Below are 19,180 nucleotides of genomic sequence, written 5' to 3'. Positions count from 1 at the left end.
CTCCCACCCGCGTCACCGAAACGTCGTGCTGCGCAGCGTACGAGTGGTGCTCCGAGGGCGGACAGTTCTTCATCCTGCGCTCCACCACGAACGGCTACGAAGAAACAGGACGCGGTCGCTACGCCGTGGCGCGCGCAGTCTGGGACGCCCTCGTGCGCGAGCACAAGACCAACCACTACCACCCATACCAACTCTCATGGCGTGACACAGGAGGTACGACCCCATGACCATCACCGCCCCCCTCCCCCAGCCCGCACTCAACTTCCTCTGGCTGGAGATCACCGGCAAGTGCCAGCTGGAGTGCACCCACTGCTACGCCAACTCCGGCCCCGACGGCACCCACGGCCGCATGACCCTCGCCAACTGGATCAACGTCCTTGACCAGGCCGCCGCCGGCGGCGTCCGCATGGTCCAATTCATCGGCGGCGAGCCCACGCTGCACCCCGACTTCCCGACGCTCGTCGACCACGCCCTCGACGCCGGGCTGCAGGTCGAGGTGTACTCCAACCTCGTGCGCGTCACCGACGCTCTGTGGGACCTGTTCACCCGTCCCGGCGTCCAACTGGCCACCTCCTACTACAGCGATGACACCGGCCAGCATCAGGCCATCACCCGGCGCAACACGCTCGCGCGCACCGAGGCCAACATCGCCGAGGCGGTGCGGCGCGGCATCCCGCTGCGGGTCGGCATCATCGACCTCGGCGACGGCCAGCGCATCGAGCAGGCCCAGGCCCGCCTCGCCGAACTCGGTGCCACCAACGTCGGTCTGGACAGGATGCGGCTCCTCGGCCGGCCCGCACAGCGCGCCTGCGACGCCTCCGAGCTGTGCGGTCGCTGCGGCGACGGCATCGCCGCCATCCTGCCCGACGGAACGCTCAGCCCATGCCCGCTCAGCCGCTGGCTCACCGCCGGCAACGTCACCTCGACCCCGCTCACCGACCTCGCACCGCGTGTCCGCCAGCTCGCCGACCAACACATCACCCCCGCCCTACCACACGCCTGCAAGCCGCCCTGCGAGCCGCAGTGCAACCCGGGATGTAACCCTGGCGTGAACCAGCCTGGCGGAGGCGACGGCTGCCAGCCCAAGATGGGTTGCAACCCGAACCAAGCGTGCAAGCCCAAGACCCCCTGCCGACCCGATGTCAGCTGCAAACCCAAGTAGAGGTGGCCTCCATGACCAGCACGCTCACGCGCCAGGTCTCCGCGCGCATGGCCCGGCTGTCCAGCTACCTCACCGGCGCCGGCATCCTCCAGCCAGCCGATCCCGACAGCGCATGCTGGGCCACCGCGCTGCGCCACGTCCCCCGCCACCTGTTCGTCCCCGGGCGGGCCTGGGCCGAGCCGATGGACGATACCGCCGAGCACCTGATCGACCTCGACGCCGACCCTGACACCTGGTGGAACGCCGTCTACACCAACACGGCGATCATCACCCAGCGCGGTGACGGCAGCACCGACGTGGCCGACACCCGCGCGCCGGCCAGCTCATCGCTGTCGTGCCCGCACGTGTCGATGGAGTTTCTCCGCCTGCTCGAACTGGCCGACCACCACCGGGTGCTGGAGATCGGCACCGGCACCGGCTGGACCGCCGCCATGCTCGCGTGGCGGCTCGGCGAGCACCAGGTCGTCACCGTCGAGATCGACCCCGGAGTGGCCGCGGCCGCCCGGGCGAACCTCGCGGCGGCTGGGCTGTCCGCCATCATGCTCGTGGGTGACGGCGCACGCGGTGCTCCCGACCACGCACCTTTCGACCGGGTGCACGTCACCTGCGGCGTCCGCGACATCCCGTACGCCTGGGTAGAACAGACCCGGCCGGGCGGCGTGATCGTCGTGCCGTACATGCCACCGCATGGCCAGTGGGGCGAGCAGCTGCAGCTCGACGTGCTCGGCGACGGCACCGCGACCGGGCGGTTCTGCGGCGGGGCCGCGTTCATGATGATGCGTTCGCAGCGGCCGCCCCGCCGCTGGCCGGCCTACTCCAGCGAAGGCATCACGAGGGCCACACGGCTGGATCCCCGGGCGCCCCACCAAGCGCTGCACCATGGGTTCGGCCTCGCCCTGGCTGCGCACGCCCCATGCATCACGATCACCTCCGCTGGGTGGGAGGAGCACGGCCCTGGCGCCTGGGCGTGGACGATGCGGCTGCGCGACCTCAACAACGACAGCTGGGCCATCGCCTACGTCAGCCCGGACCGGGCCGGGACCGAGGTCGTGCAGGGCGGCCAGCACAGCCTGTGGGACAACTTGGAGAAGACGTTCTTCCGATGGCTGCGCGCCGGCCGCCCCGGGCGGGACCGCTACCGGTGCACGGTGACCCAGGAGGGGCAGAGCCTCTGGCTGGATCAGGGCTCGTCACGCGGGACGACGTAGACGCCCATGCCGGTGACCGTCTCGACCAGCCCCTCTTGCTTGAGCACCTTCACTGCCTTGCGAAGGGTGTCTCGGGCGACGCCGAACTCCTCCTCCAGCTCGACCAGCGAGGGGATTCGACGGCCCACAGGGATCTTCCCCGACAGGATCCGGTCGCGCAGTGCGGCGGCCACCTGCAGGTATGGCGGTACCGGACCCTCTCTGTCGATCATGACGCAGAGACTACGAGGCGGCCGCATACGCGCCATAGCTACCCCAGAGGCTAGCCGGGGGTAGTAGGGCTCGCTTACGATCATGAGCAGGCGCGACGGCGACCTCCCAGGCGTCCGCCGTCGCGCCGCCCTGATCACAAGATGAATTGCTGCATGCCGTGAGCCTCAGCTCTCATGTGCCCGTGTGACCGGGTAGCGCACTTCGACACGCGAGGCGTCGCGACGGGTGACATTGAGCTCGACTACACGCCCGTCAGCGGTGCCGGCAGTCGCGATCGCGCTACGGCTGACGCACAGAACGGGGACGCCGGGCGGCATGTTGAGCAGGTGCGCCTCGTCTGCTGTTGCTGCGCGCGCGGTGATGACGCCCTCCCACTCGAGCGGGCCCCAGCCGAGATCGTGCTCCATGCGGTCGTAGATGCCGCCGGGTCCGGTTTCCGCTTGGGCCAGGACCGTCCCGGCGGCCAGGTCCGCAGGCAGGTAGGAGGTGGCAAGCTGGAGAACACGACCGGTCTGGGGATCTCCCATGATGCGATCGCGGATGACGACGGGATCGCCGGGCTCAAGGCCGAGCAGCGCGACGACATCTGGAGGGCAGGGCCCTTCCGTGACTGTGGGCGGCTGGAGTGGGCGCAGGCTCTGGACAGCTTGGCTGAAGTAGTAGCCGATCTCGTCGCGATAGACCTGCATGTCGAGGGTGAGACTCTGACGTTCAAGGGGTGCCCGGACGGTGGTTCCGCCTCGACGCACGGGGGTCACGAGCCCCTCGGTGGTGAGCTGGGCGACGGCACGGCGAATGGTGGTCCTGCTGCAGTCGAACTGTCTCTCGAGCTCCTCTTCTTTGGGGATCTTGGTGCCCGGCGGGTAGGTGCCCGCCGCGATCGCCTCTCGCAGTGCTTGAGCCACTTCGTGCCAGCGCGCCATCTCCTCCTCCTTCCTAGCCATCATTACATCACTATCTATTGAAGGTAAGGTCGATCGCGCGCACACTCCGGAATAGATAGCTACCTATTCCTCAGAGGGGGAAACCGTGCTTGAGGACTTCGAGCGGGGACGCGTCAACGCCTTCTTCCGCCGGATCACCAGCACCATGCCCGTCGCCGACCAACCGTCAAGCCTGGTCATTACCCACCTGCTCGCCGGACGCCCGCCCTTCCTGGAAGGCGTCGCCCGCATCTCCGAAGTGGCCGCCGTCCTGCCCAAGCCCCGCTCCATCAACGAGGCGACCCTGCGCCAGATCAGCTCCTCCATGCAGGTGGACCGCCTCGACCGCACACAACTCGCGGACCCCGAACAGGCCATCGCCTACGTCGAATCGCGTGCCGCTGGCCGCGACCTCGTCCTGCTCGACGTCGGCGGGTACTGGGCACCCGCCTTAGAGCACCTGCACCACCACTTCTCCGGCCGCCTGCTCGGCGTGGTGGAAGACACGGAGAACGGGCACCAGCGCTACGCCTCACTGGACAAGATCCCGGTTCCCGTCTTCAGCGTCGCCCGGAGCCCGCTCAAGGACCCGGAGGACTACCTGGTCGGCCAGAGCGTGGTGTTCAGCACCGAGGCGCTCGTGCGCACCCGCGACGACATCCTCAACGGCCGTCCAGCCTGCGTCATCGGGTACGGCAAGCTCGGCAGATCAATCGCCGCCATGCTGCACGCCAGACACGTCGCGGTCACCGTCTACGACATCGACCCCGTCCGCCGCGTCCACGCCGTCTCCCAGGGCTACCGCACGGCACCCACCCTCACCGAGGCACTCTCCGGAGCCGGAATCGTGGTTTGCGCGACGGGCAACATGTCCCTCCGCGAGGAAGACTTCGGGCGAATCGCCAACGGCGCGTACATCGCCAGCGTGACCAGCAGCGACGACGAACTGGAGCTGTCAGCCCTCAACGGCCTCTACGCCCGGACGGCCATCGAGCCGAACGTCACCCGCTACTCCCGCGTCGGCCACTACTTCTACGTGCTCGCCGACGGCAACGCGGTCAACTTCTTACACGGCGCGTCGGTCGGCGCGTTCATCTTGCTCGTTCAAGCCGAGATCCTTGCCGCGCTCGGCTCCCTCACAGCCAACACCCACGAGCCCGGCATACAGGAGATCACCCCCGAACTCCGGCAGTCGATTGCAGCCACCTGGCTCACCTACTTCGATGAGGTCTCATGACCGTGACCCCGCAGGAAATCTCCTCCGTCCTCACCCGCTACCTGGAAGCGCACCCCGAACGCGCCGCTGACACCTATCAGCTCATCGAAGCCCTCGACCACAACAGCGACCTGTCGTCCCGCAAGACCTTCCCCCTGCACGTGACAGCGAGCGCCGCCGCCATCGGTCCGACCGGCCGGATCCTGATGATCCACCACCGGGCACTGGACCGCTGGCTGCTGCCCGGCGGCCACATCGAGCCCGGGGACCGCACGCTGCTCGGCGCAGCTCTCCGAGAACTGGAGGAGGAAACCGGCATCCCCTGGCAGCACGCCATCTCCCCATCTACCCGAGACGTCATCCCCGTGGACATCGACATCCACGACATCCCCGCCAGCCCCGCGAAGGGCGAGCCTCCGCACATGCACGCCGACTTCCGGTTCGCGTTCTGGACGACGGACACCCACATCACCTTGCAGGCTGAAGAGGTCACAGCGTTCGACTGGCGCAGTCCAGCCGACCTGCCAACCGCCCGCCTCGCCCTCAGCCTCGCTGCGATCTGAGCACACAGCGAGAACGACCCCTGCCCCCACTGAGGGGACAGGGGTCGCTGCTTGCCGTGCTTGCCGTCCTCCTATCTCGTAGCCGCCAGGCGCAGCCGCTGGCGCCCAAGCCGTCCCCATAGGCTTCGACGCCGGGCCGCGCGACGGTGTCCGCAGCACCGAGAACCACGGACGTGGTTCTGCAGGGCACCGGCGAGCTGATGGCCGTCTCCTGACGACGGGCCGCAGGAAATCCGCCCCCGGCCTCCGCGATGGAGGCCGGGGGCGGCGCACTGCTGCTGACCCCGCTCAGAGCCAGAGGCTTACACCTACGGCTCGTCGGTGCGCAGCCACGAGGGCAGCAGGCGCTGCACCGCGTCCAGCGCCATCACCCTCGCGAAGCCGCCGGCCACCGCCAGCGCGCCAGCCACCCACGGCAGCGCCTCCGGGATGCCCGCCGCCTGCACGATCGCCGGGAGCGCCACGGCGACGCCCACGCCGGTCTGCAGGACTGTGCGGATGGTCCTCTTGTTGGCATCGGTCATACGCCCTCCTTCAGGGACAGCCGCCCCTCACCTGGGGGCGGGAATCTATTGGGGCAAGATCAGAGCGACTTCACGGCCCCAAGCTCGCTGAGGTCCTGGCGGTCGTTGCCGATGCTCATGTCGGTCACCTCGCCCGTCTTCCGGTCGATCGTGAGCGTCATCGTGTTGCCACGTGGCGGCTGGGCACCCTTGGGAGCCCGGCCCACGAACGAGCCGCGCATCTGAACGAGGTAGGCCGCCGGGTCACTCTCGAACTTGTCGCCTGCGCCCACCACCCTTTGAGCGGCCTTCCGCGTCGTGGCCACGGCCTGAAGGCCCGACGGACTCTCCTCGCCGTACGCCGCGGCGAAGGCCAGCGCCGACGCCTTCAGCTCCTTCGTCGACGGCGCCGACGCTGTGCCCTGCCTCGCGGCTGGCGGCGTGCACATCTTCTTCAGGCTCGTCTGTTCCATACCACCGCCGGACGCCGAAACGGAGTAGACGCCCGCCGTGCCTGCCGGACTCCCCGTGCTAGCGCCCGTCCAGGCCGACCCCCCCAAGTAGTGCCACTGCAAGTACCGGGACTTACCGTGCGAGTAGACCTCCGGTTCGGTGGTCTCCCCGCCGACTTGTACGTAGGTGCCGGCAGTGGCGCGCTGTGCGGTCATCCCCTTGTACTGGCCGCCCAGGTAGACGCCCCATGAATCGTCGGCGTAGTGCGTGAACCACAGCTGCTTCCACTGGCTGACTGCCGCCCACTCGATGAAGTGGGTGTAGAGGGTGGTGCCGGTGTACTCCGCCCAGAACCAGCGGAAGAAGTTCTGCGAGTCTCCGCCGGCCACGATCCCGCGGATGTAGCCGCCCTCCAGCCAGCTGGTCGACGCGGCGTTCGTCCAGAGCCACAGCTCATGCGTGGCCATGTCGCTGAGAGGCGTGTCCAGGTGCAGGCAATCCGTCCACAGCTCGACGGCCACGCTGTCGATGTTGCCATTGGGGGGCGGGTAGTGGGCGATGCCGTAGCAGTGGTTGTAGTGATCGCACTCGGGCCCGTCTGCCGCGCTGGGCGAGGAGGGAACGAGAGCGGTGGCCAGGGCAAGCATGCCGACGGCAGCCAGGGAAGCGATCTTCTTCATAGGTTCCTTCGCACATGGGAAAGCCCCGGCTCGGATGAACCGGGGCTTGATGGAGGTCGGGGCTCGGTCAGCTGGTGGGGCGCTCCCAACTCGCGCGCCAGGTGGCCGGGCCAACGACGCCGTCGTCGTCGAGCGGCCAGCCGTGCGCCGTGCTGTCGCGCTGGAACCCCTTACAGACATCGCGGGAGCGCGGCCCGTACCGGCCGTCCGGGATGAGGTCCCACCCGCGGTCACGCATCTGCGCCTGCCAGGCGTACACGTCCGCGCCGGTGGTCATCGGCGGGTAGCGCAGCGGCCGGCCGGGGAACGACGGCGCCTTCTCCACGGGCGTCTTGCCGCCGGCCGCCGGCGCGCTGCCACGGCCGGGCCGCGGCGCTCCGTCCTGCACCCACTCGTAGAGCCGCGGGCCGGGGCAGTCGGTCGAGTAGCCGTCGCGGTGGCCCTTGATCTCCGGGCCGGCGGCGCCCTCGCGGCGTAGCCACTCGATGGCGTCGAGGACGCCGTGCAGCATGTCGTCGGGCGGTACCACGAGCCCCGAGTTGCCGACCAGGCCGAGCACGGCGTAGTGGCCCGAGTTCAAGCCGGGCCCGTTCGCGGCCGGCACGTGGTGCAGGCCGCGGCCGACGAACACCTTCCGATGGCTACAGGCGATCAGGCTGTACCCGATGTCGAGCCAGCCGTTGCCGTCCATGTGCCCACGCTGGATCCCTCGCACAGCGGCCGCGCACAGGGCGTGGTCCTCGACGGTTCGCGGGTCCACGCGGCCCCCGGTGTAGTGGACCTTCACCCCTCGCGTCCTGGCGAGGTAGTCGTAGGCGCCACGCGGCTTCCGGGCCCTCCACTCCTCGCGGCTGATCAGGTCGATGGGCATGGCTGCCTCCTACGGCTTGAGCCCCAGTGCCACCACGAACGCGGCGGCGACGATCGTCACGATGAGGGAGAGCGCGGCCGCGACCAGGGCGCCGTGGACCATGCGCCGGTCCGCCGCCCGCCCCTCACGCTCGGCCTTCTGATCGGCTTGCCGCCCGTCCCGCTCTGCCTTCAGCTCCGCCTGGAGCTGGCGTAGGTCGTCCAAGATCGCGGCCCGGTGCGCTTCGTATAGATCACGGGTCACGAGAATCCCGATCGTCGTGTTGAGCTCCGAGAAGCGCCTCTGCGTGTCCTCCACGAAGCGGTTCAGGGTGCGGGCCACCTCGCCAAGAGTGGGCTCGTCTGTTGGCATCGTCACTCAGCGCTCATCCTGTCCATCAGGTCAATAATTCCGAGCTGCGCAGCATGGAACATGACCAGGCGGCGCCTTACTCGTCAGGACACCTTGGTTATCCGAAGCCATGAACCGGCACGAACGACAGTGGCATCAGCGTGCGAAGCTAGTTGACACCATCGCATTGTGATGCTTCCTGCCGTACCTGCCACCCTCAACAATCCGTAGGGGCGCGCCACAATAATGAACCCATTGCTCACGCCACCGGTTCCAAGGCCGACGCCGTTAGCAGCGAAAGTGACCGGAAAGGATTGCTGCTCAAAGGCCGGAGTTCCTTGCGTGTCATAACTGACGGCCATTCCAGGATTCCATTCCATAGTTGCGCTTGCAGGCGCCGTCCACCCAAGGAAAATTCCCCCATTCGGATTCGTCGCGGAGTAGCGCACCAACCCATCTAAGATGTAGTCCGTGTTAGCCGCAACCGCCAACGTAAGGTGCGGGTCTGCCGCGATTGTCACATTGTTGGCGCGTGCCGTGTCGGACGGCTTGACGACATAGTTATGCTGAGGGAGTTTCATCAAGTCGGCCGCCGAGAGAATCTCGCCGGGGACAAAGCTTTTAAAGCCCGCCATGGCATTCCTTCCACCTAGAAGCCGAGCGCATTTTCATTCAGTCGCCCCAGGATCGAATTATTGAGAACCAGGAATGATCCATATTTCGTGGCGCTCTGCAGTGTCCACGTCGTGATCCACGTTGCCCCAGTCGTGGTGTGGCTGATCCCGCGTATGAAACAGTCGCGCGTGATGGGATCTCCTCCGCCGGACGGCTGCCGGATAATGCGGATTCGATCGCCGATCTCCCGGCCGAGCACCTGGGGGAAGAGGTTGTCCGGGTCTGCATGTGCGTGGATCTCGATCGTGTCGAACCGTACTTCGGGCTCCTTCGACACGTACAAGATCCAGCTCGCGTAGCCAGCCACGGCCGTGTCTGTCTCCAGCAGCAGTCCCGGCGCTGGATACGTCTTGATCAGGAACTCCGCCTGGCTGGCCGCATCCCCGGCCAGTTGCTCGCCGCCGCCCTCTCGCGTGGCGCGGATCTCGTTCCACAGCGTGGCGTCGTCCGTCACCAGCTTGGCCCGGGCCGGGGTGAAGGACCCGCCGGCGCCGAACGTCGCCTGAACGCTGTTCGACCTGGATTCCAGGATGACGGCCTGGCGGTTTCGGAACACCACTCGCCCGGCGGCGTCGATGTAGAGCTCACCGATCTCCGACTCGGCGACGGCCTGCAGCTCGGCGAGCGCATCGCCTTCGAGGATCGTCGCCTGCAGCGTGCTGTTGCCGGTCGCGATCACCCTGTCGGCGGTCGGCCAGCCGGCGCTGTCGAGGATTCGTGAGACGCGCGCTCCCGAGTTCTCGCCCGCGCCCGCCGGGGCGACGGCTGCACGCTTCCGGTTGCGCAGGACCTTGAAGCCGTCCGTCGCCGTGACCTGGACCTCGGAGTAGATGTCGGCCACGTGGTCGACGTCCCACTCGTCAATGAAGCCCCGCCACAGGTCGTAGGTGGTCCCGTTCCAGGTGGCCCGGTAGCGGATCGGCTTCATCGCGGTGACGCGGCTCTTGCCCCCAGAGACGTGCGGGCCAGCCAAGTTGGTGGGGTCGAACCTGCGGCCGCTGTTGTCGAGCGTGCAACTTGCCGTGCCGGCGTCGTACCGGATCACCGGCGACTCGACTCGGGAGGACCCTCGGCGCGTCGTGATCCCGTGCTTGGCCCACGGGGTGACGTCCGTCCACGTGCCTGAGACTGGGCCGATCTTGGAGTCGGCCACGGCCAGATCGTCCAGGTACCAGTAGCCGCCCGCGTCCCGCTGCAGATGCCACTCGGCGCTGGAGGGTTTGCCGCTCGGCCAGGTCAGGGTGCTGGAGATGGCGTAGTCGGCATGGGTGGCGGAGTCGGGGTCGGTGTACAGCCAGATCTCGCCGGTCCCGTTGCCGCCCGCGTCGATGGACCAGCGCAGCTCGACTCGGCACCACTGGCCGGTGGGCACCGGTGTGGTGAGCTGGGCCGCCACGCTGGTGCTGAACCCGAGGTAGATGCGCATGATCCGGTTGTTGAACAGCCACACCGCGCTCACGACGCCGCCGGGCCCGAGCAGTACGAACGTCCGCTGGGTGCTGCTCGGGGCTGACACCAGGTAGAGGTAGAACCGGGCGCAGAAGACATCGCCCGACTGCGTCACGCTGGCCCAGTCCATGTGGCAGTCCACGCCCGCGGTGGGGTTGAACGCGCTGAGGCTCCCGCTGTGCGTCTGTGCGTTGGAGAAGCGAGGCGAACCCGCGATGGAGTCGAAGGCGTTACCGCTTCCTCCGCCAGAGTTGCCGGTGCTGATGGTGACGCCGTTGGTGCCGCCGTCGAGCGAGTTGGTGCGGGCGTTCCCGGACGGGGTGACGTTGTCGAACATGACCTCGATCGACACGGTTGGCAGACTCACGTCGTCCGCCTCCAGGCTGCACCCGACCGGCGCTCGTACTCCTGGATCGCCCGCACGGTCACCGCGCCGACCTCGGCGAGGTTGGCCCCGGGCGCCACCTGGTTAGTGATGTTGTAGACGGCGGTCCGGCCAGCCGCGCCGCCGGCCGGTCCGGACGTCGGCGTACGGCTGACCGGCATCGTCCGGTAGAAGCGGCCACCGAAGCGCTCGGCAACTTCGCTCAAGATCTCCTCCGAGCGTGCCCGCTTCGACATCGCGAGCGGGATGTACGCCTCGCCGCCCGTCTCCGGCTCCGCCCACACGCGGATCGTGCCCGGCGCTGCGATCTGCGCGACGTGGTGCTCGCCGCCGGACGCGAAGTAGGCGATGCCGCCGTCGGCGAACCCCGTCAGGATGCCGCCGTCCGCCTGCCACGATGCCCGCGCGCCGTGCTCCTGGAGCTCGGTTCTGATCGTGATGACACGGTCGCCCATGAGGCCCTCGTTGATCGACAGGCCGACCCGGCGCGCCGCCTCGAACACCGAGTGCCGGCCGCCGTCCATCGCCTCTCGCACCTTGTCGGCGACCGCCTGGCCATGGCGGTAGCCGATATTGCGCAGCACCGCTTCGGCGTCTTGCAGGTTCTTGGCGAACGTGTCGCCGGCCTCCTTGCCGCTCCTGCCGTAGAGCCCGATGAACTTGGCCAGCTCCGCGTTCGACATGTCCGCCGCCGTGGCCACGACCCCGGCCGCGCCCGGGCCCAGCTTGACCAGCTCGTCGAGCATCTCCGGCGGGACGCGGCCCGCCAGTCTGACGAGGTTCTCGCGCCACGCCTCCTGGTCACGGACCTGCTTCTCCAGCTCGCGCAGGAGTTCCTCGCTGGTGAGCTTGGCGTCGCCGCGCAGCTTGGCCCAGGACTCCAGGACGGAGTCGTTGGCGTCGCGGGTGGCGCGCGCGACGTCTTGCCGGGTGTCACGGACCTGCCGCTCGGCGTCCATGATGTCCCGGGAGGCGTCACGCACGGCCCGGGCTGCCTCGGCCTGGGCGTCGGCGACCTGCCGGGCGGAATCCTTGGCGACTTGCGCGGCGTCGGCCTGGGCGCGTGCCACCTCCTGCTGCGCCTCCCGCACCGACCGGGCGGACTCGGCGCGCGTCCGGTCGAGCTCGGCCTCGGTGTCCGCGAGCGCCCGCGCGGCGTCCTGCCGCTGCCGGGCCGCGTCGGCATGGGCGTCCGCCAGGGCCTGCTCGGCGTCGGCGACCTGGCGGGCGGACTCCTCTCGCTGCCGGGCCGCGGCCTGCGCGGCTTCGCCCTCGGCCCGGCGTGCCTCCTCGATTCTGGCGAGCGCGTCCACGACCTCGGCCGAGCCGTCGATGCCCGCCCGCTGCGCGTCCGCGAGGTCCTCACGTAGCTCGGCGTTGCGGCGCTGCACCTCGCGCAGCCGCTCGAGCGCCTGCCGGTAGGCCAGATCAGCTTCGCGCCGGTCGAGGTCGCTCGCCTCGGGGTCGGCGTTGATCTCCTCCAGACGCTGCCGGGCCCTCTCGATCGCGAGCTGCGCGCCCTCTTCGTCGAGGGCAGCGCCGGACTCGGCAGCGATCAGGTCCTCAAGCCGTTCGCGGGCCCGTTCACGGGCCGCGGTGAGGTCCTCGACCGCCTCCTCGGTGCGCCGGTGGGCGTCCTGTACGCGCCGCTCGGCGTCGACCTGCCGGGCCGCCGCGTCGGCCTGGGCGTCGGCCAGCCGGCGGGCGGCGTCCTCGATGCGGCGGCCGGTCTCCTCGGCGACCTGCGCCACCCGCTCGCGCGCGTCCTGCACCCGCCGCTGCGCGTCCGCCTCCCGCCGCGCGCCCTCCTCCACCGCCGCGGTGACCGCGTCCTGAGCGTCCCGTACGCGGGCTTGGGCGGCCTTCACCGCCTCGGCCGCGCGTCGGTGCGCGTCCTTGACGCGCTGCTTGGCGGCGGCCACCCGCTCCGCGCTCTGCTCGTGGGCGTCGGCCAGGTCCCGCTCCGCCCGCGCGATCCGCTCGGCGCCCTGACGCTGCACCTCTGCCGCGCGCTCCTGCGCCTGCGCGAGGTTCTCCTGCCCGGTGGCCCACTGCTGGCTGGACGACAGCAGCTCACCCAGCTTCGCGAACTCGCTGTAGGCGGCAGCCCAGCCTTCGCGCATCTTCTGGGAGGCTTCATCGGCGTTCTCGCCGATCACCTTGAACTCCTTGGCCGCCTCACCGGTGGCCTGCCCCAGGTTGAGACTCGTCCGCTCAGCCTCGCTCGCCTCGATCGCGAAGTGGCCCAGGAGCCCGCTCGCGGGGTTGATCACGGCTGTGAAAGCCTTGATCGCCCCCGTGTTCTCCTGGGCCCACTTCGCGAACCGGGTCAGCTGTGCGACCGCGTTGGCCGTCCATTCGGCGATCTTGGCCATGTTGAGCGCGAAATCGGCCAGGAGCTGCGGGTTCTCCTCGACCGCGTCGGTGATCGCGGTGATCGCGGCGGCGAGATGCCGCATGATCTCCGGCATCCGGGGCCCCAGCTGGGACAGCACGGCGGAGAACGCCCGCTCGATGCCGTCGACCGCGGGCTCCAGCTCCGACAAGCTGTCGCCGGCGCGCTCGACGAAGTCCTCCACGTCCGGCGCGAGATCGCCGAGGGCGCGGCGGACCACCGGCGACAGCTCTGCGAGCTCCCGCTCCGCGACCTGCGCGATCCGGGTCCAGACGGCCTCGAACGGCTGCCCCATCAGGGCCGCCTCGCGCTTGACGGCCTCCTTCAGCTGGCCGATCGCGTCCTGCGCGTCCTCCGACCCTTGCGCCGCGGCCAGGCCCAGGCCGGCCAGCGCCCCGCCGAGCCCCACCGTGATCGCCGACGACGCCAGCGCGGCCGCCGTCGGCAGCGCAGCGAGCCCGGCCGCCACCGCCGCCCCGGCCGCCGGGCCAGACGCGCGGATGAGGGTGAGTGCTGTCTGGACGAGGGCGATCTGTGCGGCCGACGCCGCCGCGCCGTCCACATCTACGTCGATGGTCACGTTGCGGCCATCGAGTCTGCGGGCCTCACGCTCGACCCGCTGCAAACTGTTGAGGGCGCGTTCGACGTTGGCGCCGACGACTACCTCAGGGTGCAGGGCGGCCAGCGCGGTGAGCTCGCGGCGGATCCGCTCGGCCTCGGCTGCGGCCTGTCTGCCGTCGAGGTCGATGCCGATCCGCTTGCCGGACAGGTCCTGCAGACGCCGCGCGAGGCCAGCCAGCTGCCGCTCCGGCTCCGACAGATCCGCTTCGACGTCGATCTTCGGCAGCCGCCTGGTGGCGTCCTCCAGCAGCCTGCGGGTCTTGATGGCGACCCGGCCGACGTCCTCCAGTTCCTGCCCGAACCGGCCGGCCTGGGCGCCGGACTGTGTCAGCGCCGCACCCTGCTGGCGGACCTGACGCTCCACACGTTCCAGCTCGCCCGTGAACTTCTTGGCGGACTGCTCGGTCTGCTTGAACCCCTTGTCGGCGCGGTCGAGCCCGACACCGTCCCACTTGGACTTGAGGGCGATGACCAGATCACGCGTCGGCACTGGCCACCTCCTCGTTCCTGATCAGCACGATGTGCACGCCCCGGCCCTCGGTCCCGTCCAGCGACTCCCGGGCGGCCTCCTTCATCTCGCAGCCACGGCAACGGCGCGGCTCAGCGACGTAGGCGTAGCGGTGGCCGCCCTTGCTCTCGTCCCACTCCTCCTCCCGGGTACCGCACGCCCCGCACTCCTGCCGCTGCCGGATGTGGTGCCAGATCGCCTTGTCCCGGTCGTCGTCCGACCAGGACAAGAACTCGCTGTGCGGGATGCGGTAGGCGGCGCAGACATCCAGCTCGAGCGCTAGCCCTCGATCTGCGCCCAGCCTTTTGGGAGCGAGGAGTCCGGCACCCTCACGTTGACGCGGATCGCTGCGTTGCTGAGCTCGATCCTCTCGGCGTTGGACAGAACCGTCGTCCAGATGAGCTCCCAATCCTCCTCGGACAAGTCGCTCTCGACGCACGCCAGCAGACACGCCTTCGGGAAGGTCTCGTTGTTCCAGAGCCGGTCGTCAGTCTCTGGCCGCGGCTTATGCGCGCCGACCAGCGCCTCGAAGTCATCCGCTGGCAGCGCCCGTAGCGTCACGAACTCGTAGCACGCCTTGAGCTTGGCCTCTGCCTTCTTCAGCGCGGCCTGGGCCTTGCGGACGGCAGCCTGGTCGGCGGCGTCGCCCGGGATCCCCAGGATCCGCAGCAGCGTCTGCGCCTGCTCGACCTCGCGGCGCGGCTCGGTGTCGTCCTCGATCCGTAGCGGGTACGTGTCGGACGGGCGCGGGCGGTTGAGCAGGCGCTCACGCAGGCTCATGCCGGGATCGTCACGTTCTCGGCAGGCTCGGACGTGACGGCGTACTGGATGACCAGCCGGGCCGCCTCCGAGCCCATGCTGCGCTGCTTGCCGAGGGAGAGCACGCGCACGGGGAACACATCCATCTTCCGGCCGGCGACATCGCCGCCGTCCAGCCACACCACGTAGCCGTTCGTGTCGCGCGGCATCAGCGTGCGGACGTCGGCTCCGGTCTCGCCCTGGTAGAAGGTGATCGAGCTCTCGTCGGCACTCGTCAGGCCGGGGATGTTGGACACGAACCGGCTGTTGAGGTCGGGAGTGTCGATCTTCTGGCCGGAGACCATCCACCCGCTGATGTCGGCGATGTCCTTGGACAGGTCCGACCCGGCGTTCAGTTCGAGCCGCGTGGGCGCGGAGATGTTCGCGATGCTCACGACCCAGTAGCACTTGGTGATGCCGGGCCGGAAGAACCTCGTGGCCGGAGTGATCGGCGTTGCGGGCATTTACTGCTCCCCCCTGGTCGTGCGCCGAACCCGCGGGCCGGTTTCGGGCAAAGAAGAAGCCCCGGAGGTGTCCTCCGGGGCTTGGTCGGTCTGGCCGCCTGCTGGCGGCGAGCCGGGCGGGTCAGGCATCGCCGCCTCGACCGCCTTGCGGGCCTCCTCAGGCTCCCAGCCGCCATCGATCAGTGCCTGGATCGTCTCCGGCCGCCGGTCGGGCGCGTCCACCAGAACCCAGCCCGCCCGCTGGTGTTCCAGCAGGGCGGAGGCCGGAACCTCGACCTTCCGGTCGTCAAGGCGCGGGTGCGAGATCCACACGGTGTCCATGCGTCCCCCTACGCGCTCGCGCCGACGATGACGACGTCGGCCGTGACCGGCGTACCAGCACCGGAGTTGACCAGGTTGATCAGGTCCGCGGTGCCCGGAGTGACGGGTGCGCCAGCCGCGCTCGGGTCGAACCAGACGAACAGGCCGCCGGGCTTCACGGCGATGCCGTCGCCCTTGGCCAGGAACAGCAGCGGGCCGTTCGTGGCGTCGCTGACCACGTTGACGTTGTTCGTGTTGCCGGCCGCCGCAGCGACCAGCACCATCTTGATCTTGGCGAAGGTGAGCGTTCCACCCAGCGGACCGGTCAGCGAGCCGGCCAGGTCCACGGCCTGCGTGCCGGAGGCCGCGATCGTGACCTGGTCGGACCAGATCATGTCCGCCTGCCCGGCGCCCGTTCCCTGCGCCAACACCAGCTGGCGGGCGACCGCCAGCGCGCTCGTCGGCGTGGTCAGGTCCAGCGGGTTGGTGAGCTCGGCATCGAGCTCGAAAAACGACTGCAGCCTGAAGGCCATCAGCATCCCCTATCGATCATCGGAAGCCTTGCTCCCGCGCCACCTGATCCACGACGCCGGCCACCGTGGACAGCACGTCATCCGCCCCGGCAGTGACCGCGGGTTCGAGGTAAGGCCGTGTCGCCTCGGACACCTCGCGGTCGCGGTGGCCGAACACGGGGTGGACGAAGTCCGATGCGCCCGTGATGCCCTCGTAGGCGCGGCCGTGTGGCGCCACAGCCCGGCGCACCCGGATGTAGACGCCCGGATCCCGGCTGAACCGCACACCGACGCTGATCGCGCGCGGGATCCGCTTCGACCACGACGCCCGCCCGCGCGCGTTCTCCGCGATCGGCTCAGCCGCGGTCTTCAGCGCCGGGCGCAGCTTCTTCCGCAGCTCCTTGGGGATCCCGTCGAGCTCCTTGGAGAGCTGGCGGATCGCCTCTGACGGGTCGGTGGGCTCAGCCATCACGTCACCGTGAAGGCGTCGATGTGGACGATGAATCTGATCGTGCACACCGGGCCGGCCTTGGTCTGATCGGCCACCACGTCGATAGTCGACAGGCGAGACATCATCACCGTGCCGCCCAGCCTGGAGTCGCGCGCCAGCTCGTCGCGGACTCCGGCGAGCAGCTCGAACGCCCTCTCGCGGACCGTGCGGGCATCCGGGCGGCCGCCGCGGTGCGCGTCGCCCCGCCAGGCCGACACCATGCACATCACGTCGTAGCGCTCCAGGTCCGGCTGCATGTCGAGCTGCTCGCGAGCGAGCGTCGAGCGGATGTCCGGTTCGGTCGCGCTGCCGCTGTAGCCGATCGCGATCACGTCGTTCCGCACCTCGACAGTGGGCCCGCCGTCGAGCACCTGCACGTCCGGCCAGGCACGCTCAGCGAGGGCCACGAGCGCATCGAGCGCCGCGGGGATGGTGGACATGGGTTATGGCCTCCCGGCCGATCGGAGGTCAGGTTCAACCTGACCTCGGAATGACGAGTTCGGGGACGTGGTCCCCGTCAGCCGACGAGGGGCTCGTCGCGCTCCTGGTCGCGCTTCAGGCCCAGCAGCTCCGACACCCGGTAGGGCAGCGCGAACGGACGCACCGAGGCCGCGATCATGTCGGAGTCCCCCAGCGCCGGACGGACGCCGGCCTGGTTGTGCTGCGACCCCTGCCAGAGGTGCTTCACCAGGTCGAGTGCGGCGAGACGGAAGTTCTGCGGGAGCGGGCTCCGGCCCGCGCGATAGGTGACCCGCAGCCGGTCGCGGGAGGCAGGCACACTGAGCACGCCCTCGCTGGACTCCAGCGTCCACCCCGACGCGCCGGTCAGCGCATCGGCCGCGGGCATCGCGGTGCCGCCGGGCAGCGTCACGACGCTCGTGATCGAAATGACGGGCCGGCGGGGCAGCACGACCGTGTCCGAGCGGGCCAGCCGGTCCGCGACCACGGTCTCCGGCGACACCGCGCCCATCCGGTCAGTGATCACCTGGCACGCTGCAGCGATGAAACCGCGCAGCGCCTCATCGTCCTCATCGGTGAGCTTGTGGAGGTGATTCTTCACATCCGCCAGGCTCACGAATGCGCCACCGTCGGCCGGCTCCACGTCGAACACGTCTGAGTACGTGCTCGCGTTGGCGCCGGTCGCCACCCAGCGGACCCGATGCACCCCGGCCTGGACCGTCTCGTAGTCGTAGTCGTAGACGCCCGTCGAGGTCGGCGTGACCGGGTCCTGCACGTGGGTGGAGCCGTCGGGCAGCGTGATCGTCAGAGCGACGTTGCCGGCGTCGGCCAGCGATCCGCCCGGGTCCGTGATCGTGACGCTCAAAGGGACCGGATCGCCCAGGTCGAAGCTCATGACCCTCCCATCCCGTTACCGTTGCGTCCTCTGACCTCCATCGCGGGGCCGCGCCGCTCCGCCGCCGCCGTACGGGCACCCATTCGAGCGCGCCGCTCGGCCATCGGCCCCGGCCGGATCCGCTCGGACATCACGCCCGGTATCACCTCGACCGGCGGTGCGCCCACCTGGCATGCGAACAGCGCCAGCGTCCGCCCGGCCGCGGCCGCCCACTTCTCCGAGCTGCTCGCGGCCGCCAGCGCCAGCACCCCGCGGCCGCTGACCGCGGCCACGTGACCCACCGACCCCCGACCCGCCACCGCGAGAACGGCCACGCTGGACACGGGCGCCCGACGTCCGCCTACGGCCGCCGAAGTAGCGGCCAGCCCGCAGTGGCCGATGACTGCCCGCGTCAGCACCGATGACCGGTACGACCAGGCGGCGGCCGCCGACAGCCCTGGCGCCGACGCCCGCTTCGCCGCTGTCACGCCCGGCGCGACCGCGGCCGCCGCCAGCCCGGCGCCGAGCACCGTCTTGCGCGCTCCAGCGACGGCCACACCCGCCAAGGGGCTGCCGCCCGTCACAGGCACGGCCTTGCGGGACGAGCCGGCGCCGGTAACCACGGCGCCCGCCCGCGCAGTCGCAGGACGTCTCGTGGTCGGGGACGCCAGCGCGGTGGTGCATGTCTGCGCCGCGACGGCCGCGCCGCTGACCTTCCGTGCGGTGCTCACACCTGCGGCCAGAAGCAGAGTCGGGTTGACCGCCGACGTGACCTTCACCCCTCCGGCCAGCGGTCCTACGGCGGCAGGTGTGGGCCCGGAGGCCGTGCTCGTCTTGCGTGCTGTCACGCGGGGCGTTGCCGCCAGCGGGATCGCGACCGCGGGATGTGCCTGCTTGCGCGCGGTTGAAACGCCGGCCGTCGCCGTGGTGACGCGGCAGGTGGCTGGCTGAGACTTGCGTGTGACGGTGCTGGCCGTTACTCCGGCCGACACCGTGGCGGACACCCGGGCGACCTTGAGGGCGGACGCTCGCTCGACCAGCGCCGCGGCCGCCGTCCCGGTCGCCGCGACGGTTGTGCTGTCGGCGTTCGGTCTGGGCAGCAGCAGCAGCGGCACGGCCCGCCCCCTC

General features: G+C 69.7%; 22 protein-coding genes. 4 read left to right on the top strand and 18 right to left on the bottom strand.

The window, feature by feature from the left end:
• The first annotated feature begins 223 nt into the window (after positions 1 to 223).
• Together ACGF0J_RS22115 and ACGF0J_RS22110 are read left to right on the top strand one after the other, a co-directional pair.
• Positions 224 to 1,162 (top strand): radical SAM/SPASM domain-containing protein, encoded by a 939-nt coding sequence (locus ACGF0J_RS22115; RefSeq protein ID WP_393148615.1) that lies wholly within the window; start codon positions 224 to 226, stop codon positions 1,160 to 1,162.
• An 11-nt stretch (positions 1,163 to 1,173) separates the two neighbouring features.
• Positions 1,174 to 2,370, top strand: a complete 1,197-nt coding sequence (locus tag ACGF0J_RS22110) for a methyltransferase domain-containing protein (RefSeq protein WP_393148613.1) — start codon at positions 1,174 to 1,176, stop codon at positions 2,368 to 2,370.
• Here ACGF0J_RS22110 and ACGF0J_RS22105 read toward each other — a convergent pair.
• Together ACGF0J_RS22105 and ACGF0J_RS22100 are read right to left on the bottom strand one after the other, a co-directional pair.
• Positions 2,343 to 2,582: a GntR family transcriptional regulator gene (locus ACGF0J_RS22105; RefSeq protein WP_393148611.1), complete on the bottom strand. Its 240-nt coding sequence runs from the start codon at positions 2,580 to 2,582 to the stop codon at positions 2,343 to 2,345. The two genes, ACGF0J_RS22110 and ACGF0J_RS22105, sit on opposite strands and share 28 nt — an antisense overlap.
• A 165-nt stretch (positions 2,583 to 2,747) precedes the next feature.
• Positions 2,748 to 3,506, bottom strand: coding sequence for a GntR family transcriptional regulator (locus ACGF0J_RS22100; protein WP_393148609.1), 759 nt, complete (start codon positions 3,504 to 3,506; stop codon positions 2,748 to 2,750).
• A 106-nt stretch (positions 3,507 to 3,612) separates the two neighbouring features.
• Here ACGF0J_RS22100 and ACGF0J_RS22095 point away from each other — a divergent pair, with 106 nt between their 5' ends.
• Together ACGF0J_RS22095 and ACGF0J_RS22090 are read left to right on the top strand one after the other, a co-directional pair.
• Positions 3,613 to 4,743 (top strand): adenosylhomocysteinase, encoded by a 1,131-nt coding sequence (locus ACGF0J_RS22095; protein ID WP_393148607.1) that lies wholly within the window; start codon positions 3,613 to 3,615, stop codon positions 4,741 to 4,743.
• Entirely contained in the window at positions 4,740 to 5,285 is a 546-nt protein-coding gene (locus tag ACGF0J_RS22090) for an NUDIX hydrolase (protein ID WP_393148605.1), read from the top strand. Before ACGF0J_RS22095 ends, ACGF0J_RS22090 begins: the two co-directional genes overlap by 4 nt.
• 308 nt (positions 5,286 to 5,593) lie before the next feature.
• On the opposite strand, the gene ACGF0J_RS22085 is transcribed toward ACGF0J_RS22090, so the two are convergent.
• The 16 genes from ACGF0J_RS22085 to ACGF0J_RS22010 all read right to left on the bottom strand — a co-directional run bounded on the left by ACGF0J_RS22085 (position 5,594) and on the right by ACGF0J_RS22010 (position 19,167).
• Positions 5,594 to 5,809 carry a hypothetical protein gene (locus tag ACGF0J_RS22085; RefSeq protein WP_393148603.1) on the bottom strand — a complete coding sequence of 72 codons (216 nt, stop codon included), beginning with the start codon at positions 5,807 to 5,809 and terminating at the stop codon, positions 5,594 to 5,596.
• Between the two features lie 59 nt (positions 5,810 to 5,868).
• Positions 5,869 to 6,921, bottom strand: coding sequence for a hypothetical protein (locus ACGF0J_RS22080; protein ID WP_393148601.1), 1,053 nt, complete (start codon positions 6,919 to 6,921; stop codon positions 5,869 to 5,871).
• Between the two features lie 67 nt (positions 6,922 to 6,988).
• Entirely contained in the window at positions 6,989 to 7,792 is an 804-nt protein-coding gene (locus ACGF0J_RS22075) for an N-acetylmuramoyl-L-alanine amidase (RefSeq protein WP_393148599.1), read from the bottom strand.
• A 9-nt stretch (positions 7,793 to 7,801) separates the two neighbouring features.
• On the bottom strand, positions 7,802 to 8,113 hold the full coding sequence (locus tag ACGF0J_RS22070) for a hypothetical protein (protein ID WP_393148597.1): 312 nt from the start codon (positions 8,111 to 8,113) through the stop codon (positions 7,802 to 7,804).
• A 113-nt stretch (positions 8,114 to 8,226) separates the two neighbouring features.
• Complete coding sequence (locus ACGF0J_RS22065) at positions 8,227 to 8,757, bottom strand: hypothetical protein (protein WP_393148595.1); 531 nt, start codon at positions 8,755 to 8,757, stop codon at positions 8,227 to 8,229.
• A 14-nt stretch (positions 8,758 to 8,771) separates the two neighbouring features.
• Entirely contained in the window at positions 8,772 to 10,613 is a 1,842-nt protein-coding gene (locus ACGF0J_RS22060) for a hypothetical protein (protein ID WP_393148593.1), read from the bottom strand.
• Complete coding sequence (locus ACGF0J_RS22055) at positions 10,610 to 14,137, bottom strand: hypothetical protein (protein ID WP_393148592.1); 3,528 nt, start codon at positions 14,135 to 14,137, stop codon at positions 10,610 to 10,612. The genes ACGF0J_RS22060 and ACGF0J_RS22055 overlap by 4 nt, the downstream gene beginning before the upstream one ends.
• Positions 14,124 to 14,384: a hypothetical protein gene (locus ACGF0J_RS22050; protein WP_393148590.1), complete on the bottom strand. Its 261-nt coding sequence runs from the start codon at positions 14,382 to 14,384 to the stop codon at positions 14,124 to 14,126. The genes ACGF0J_RS22055 and ACGF0J_RS22050 overlap by 14 nt, the downstream gene beginning before the upstream one ends.
• 50 nt (positions 14,385 to 14,434) lie before the next feature.
• Complete coding sequence (locus tag ACGF0J_RS22045; RefSeq protein WP_393148588.1) at positions 14,435 to 14,935, bottom strand: hypothetical protein; 501 nt, start codon at positions 14,933 to 14,935, stop codon at positions 14,435 to 14,437.
• The gene (locus ACGF0J_RS22040) at positions 14,932 to 15,417 is read right to left on the bottom strand and encodes a hypothetical protein (protein WP_393148586.1); all 486 of its coding nucleotides are present in this window, start codon (positions 15,415 to 15,417) and stop codon (positions 14,932 to 14,934) included. Before ACGF0J_RS22040 ends, ACGF0J_RS22045 begins: the two co-directional genes overlap by 4 nt.
• Positions 15,418 to 15,738: a hypothetical protein gene (locus tag ACGF0J_RS22035; protein WP_393148584.1), complete on the bottom strand. Its 321-nt coding sequence runs from the start codon at positions 15,736 to 15,738 to the stop codon at positions 15,418 to 15,420.
• A gap of 8 nt (positions 15,739 to 15,746) precedes the next feature.
• Positions 15,747 to 16,256 carry a hypothetical protein gene (locus ACGF0J_RS22030; RefSeq protein WP_393148582.1) on the bottom strand — a complete coding sequence of 170 codons (510 nt, stop codon included), beginning with the start codon at positions 16,254 to 16,256 and terminating at the stop codon, positions 15,747 to 15,749.
• 10 nt (positions 16,257 to 16,266) lie between these two features.
• Positions 16,267 to 16,698, bottom strand: coding sequence for an HK97 gp10 family phage protein (locus ACGF0J_RS22025; RefSeq protein WP_393148580.1), 432 nt, complete (start codon positions 16,696 to 16,698; stop codon positions 16,267 to 16,269).
• The gene (locus ACGF0J_RS22020; protein ID WP_393148578.1) at positions 16,698 to 17,159 is read right to left on the bottom strand and encodes a hypothetical protein; all 462 of its coding nucleotides are present in this window, start codon (positions 17,157 to 17,159) and stop codon (positions 16,698 to 16,700) included. Before ACGF0J_RS22020 ends, ACGF0J_RS22025 begins: the two co-directional genes overlap by 1 nt.
• A gap of 77 nt (positions 17,160 to 17,236) precedes the next feature.
• Positions 17,237 to 18,073, bottom strand: a complete 837-nt coding sequence (locus tag ACGF0J_RS22015) for a hypothetical protein (protein WP_393148576.1) — start codon at positions 18,071 to 18,073, stop codon at positions 17,237 to 17,239.
• Positions 18,070 to 19,167, bottom strand: coding sequence for a hypothetical protein (locus ACGF0J_RS22010; protein WP_393148574.1), 1,098 nt, complete (start codon positions 19,165 to 19,167; stop codon positions 18,070 to 18,072). Before ACGF0J_RS22010 ends, ACGF0J_RS22015 begins: the two co-directional genes overlap by 4 nt.
• Positions 19,168 to 19,180 lie beyond the last annotated feature (13 nt).

It is taken from the genome of Nonomuraea sp. NPDC047897, from assembly GCF_043204415.1.
In the GTDB taxonomy this organism is placed as follows: Bacteria; Actinomycetota; Actinomycetes; order Streptosporangiales; family Streptosporangiaceae; genus Nonomuraea.
Note: the sequence above shows the minus strand (reverse complement) of the source record. Positions and strands in the feature narration are given on the sequence as shown.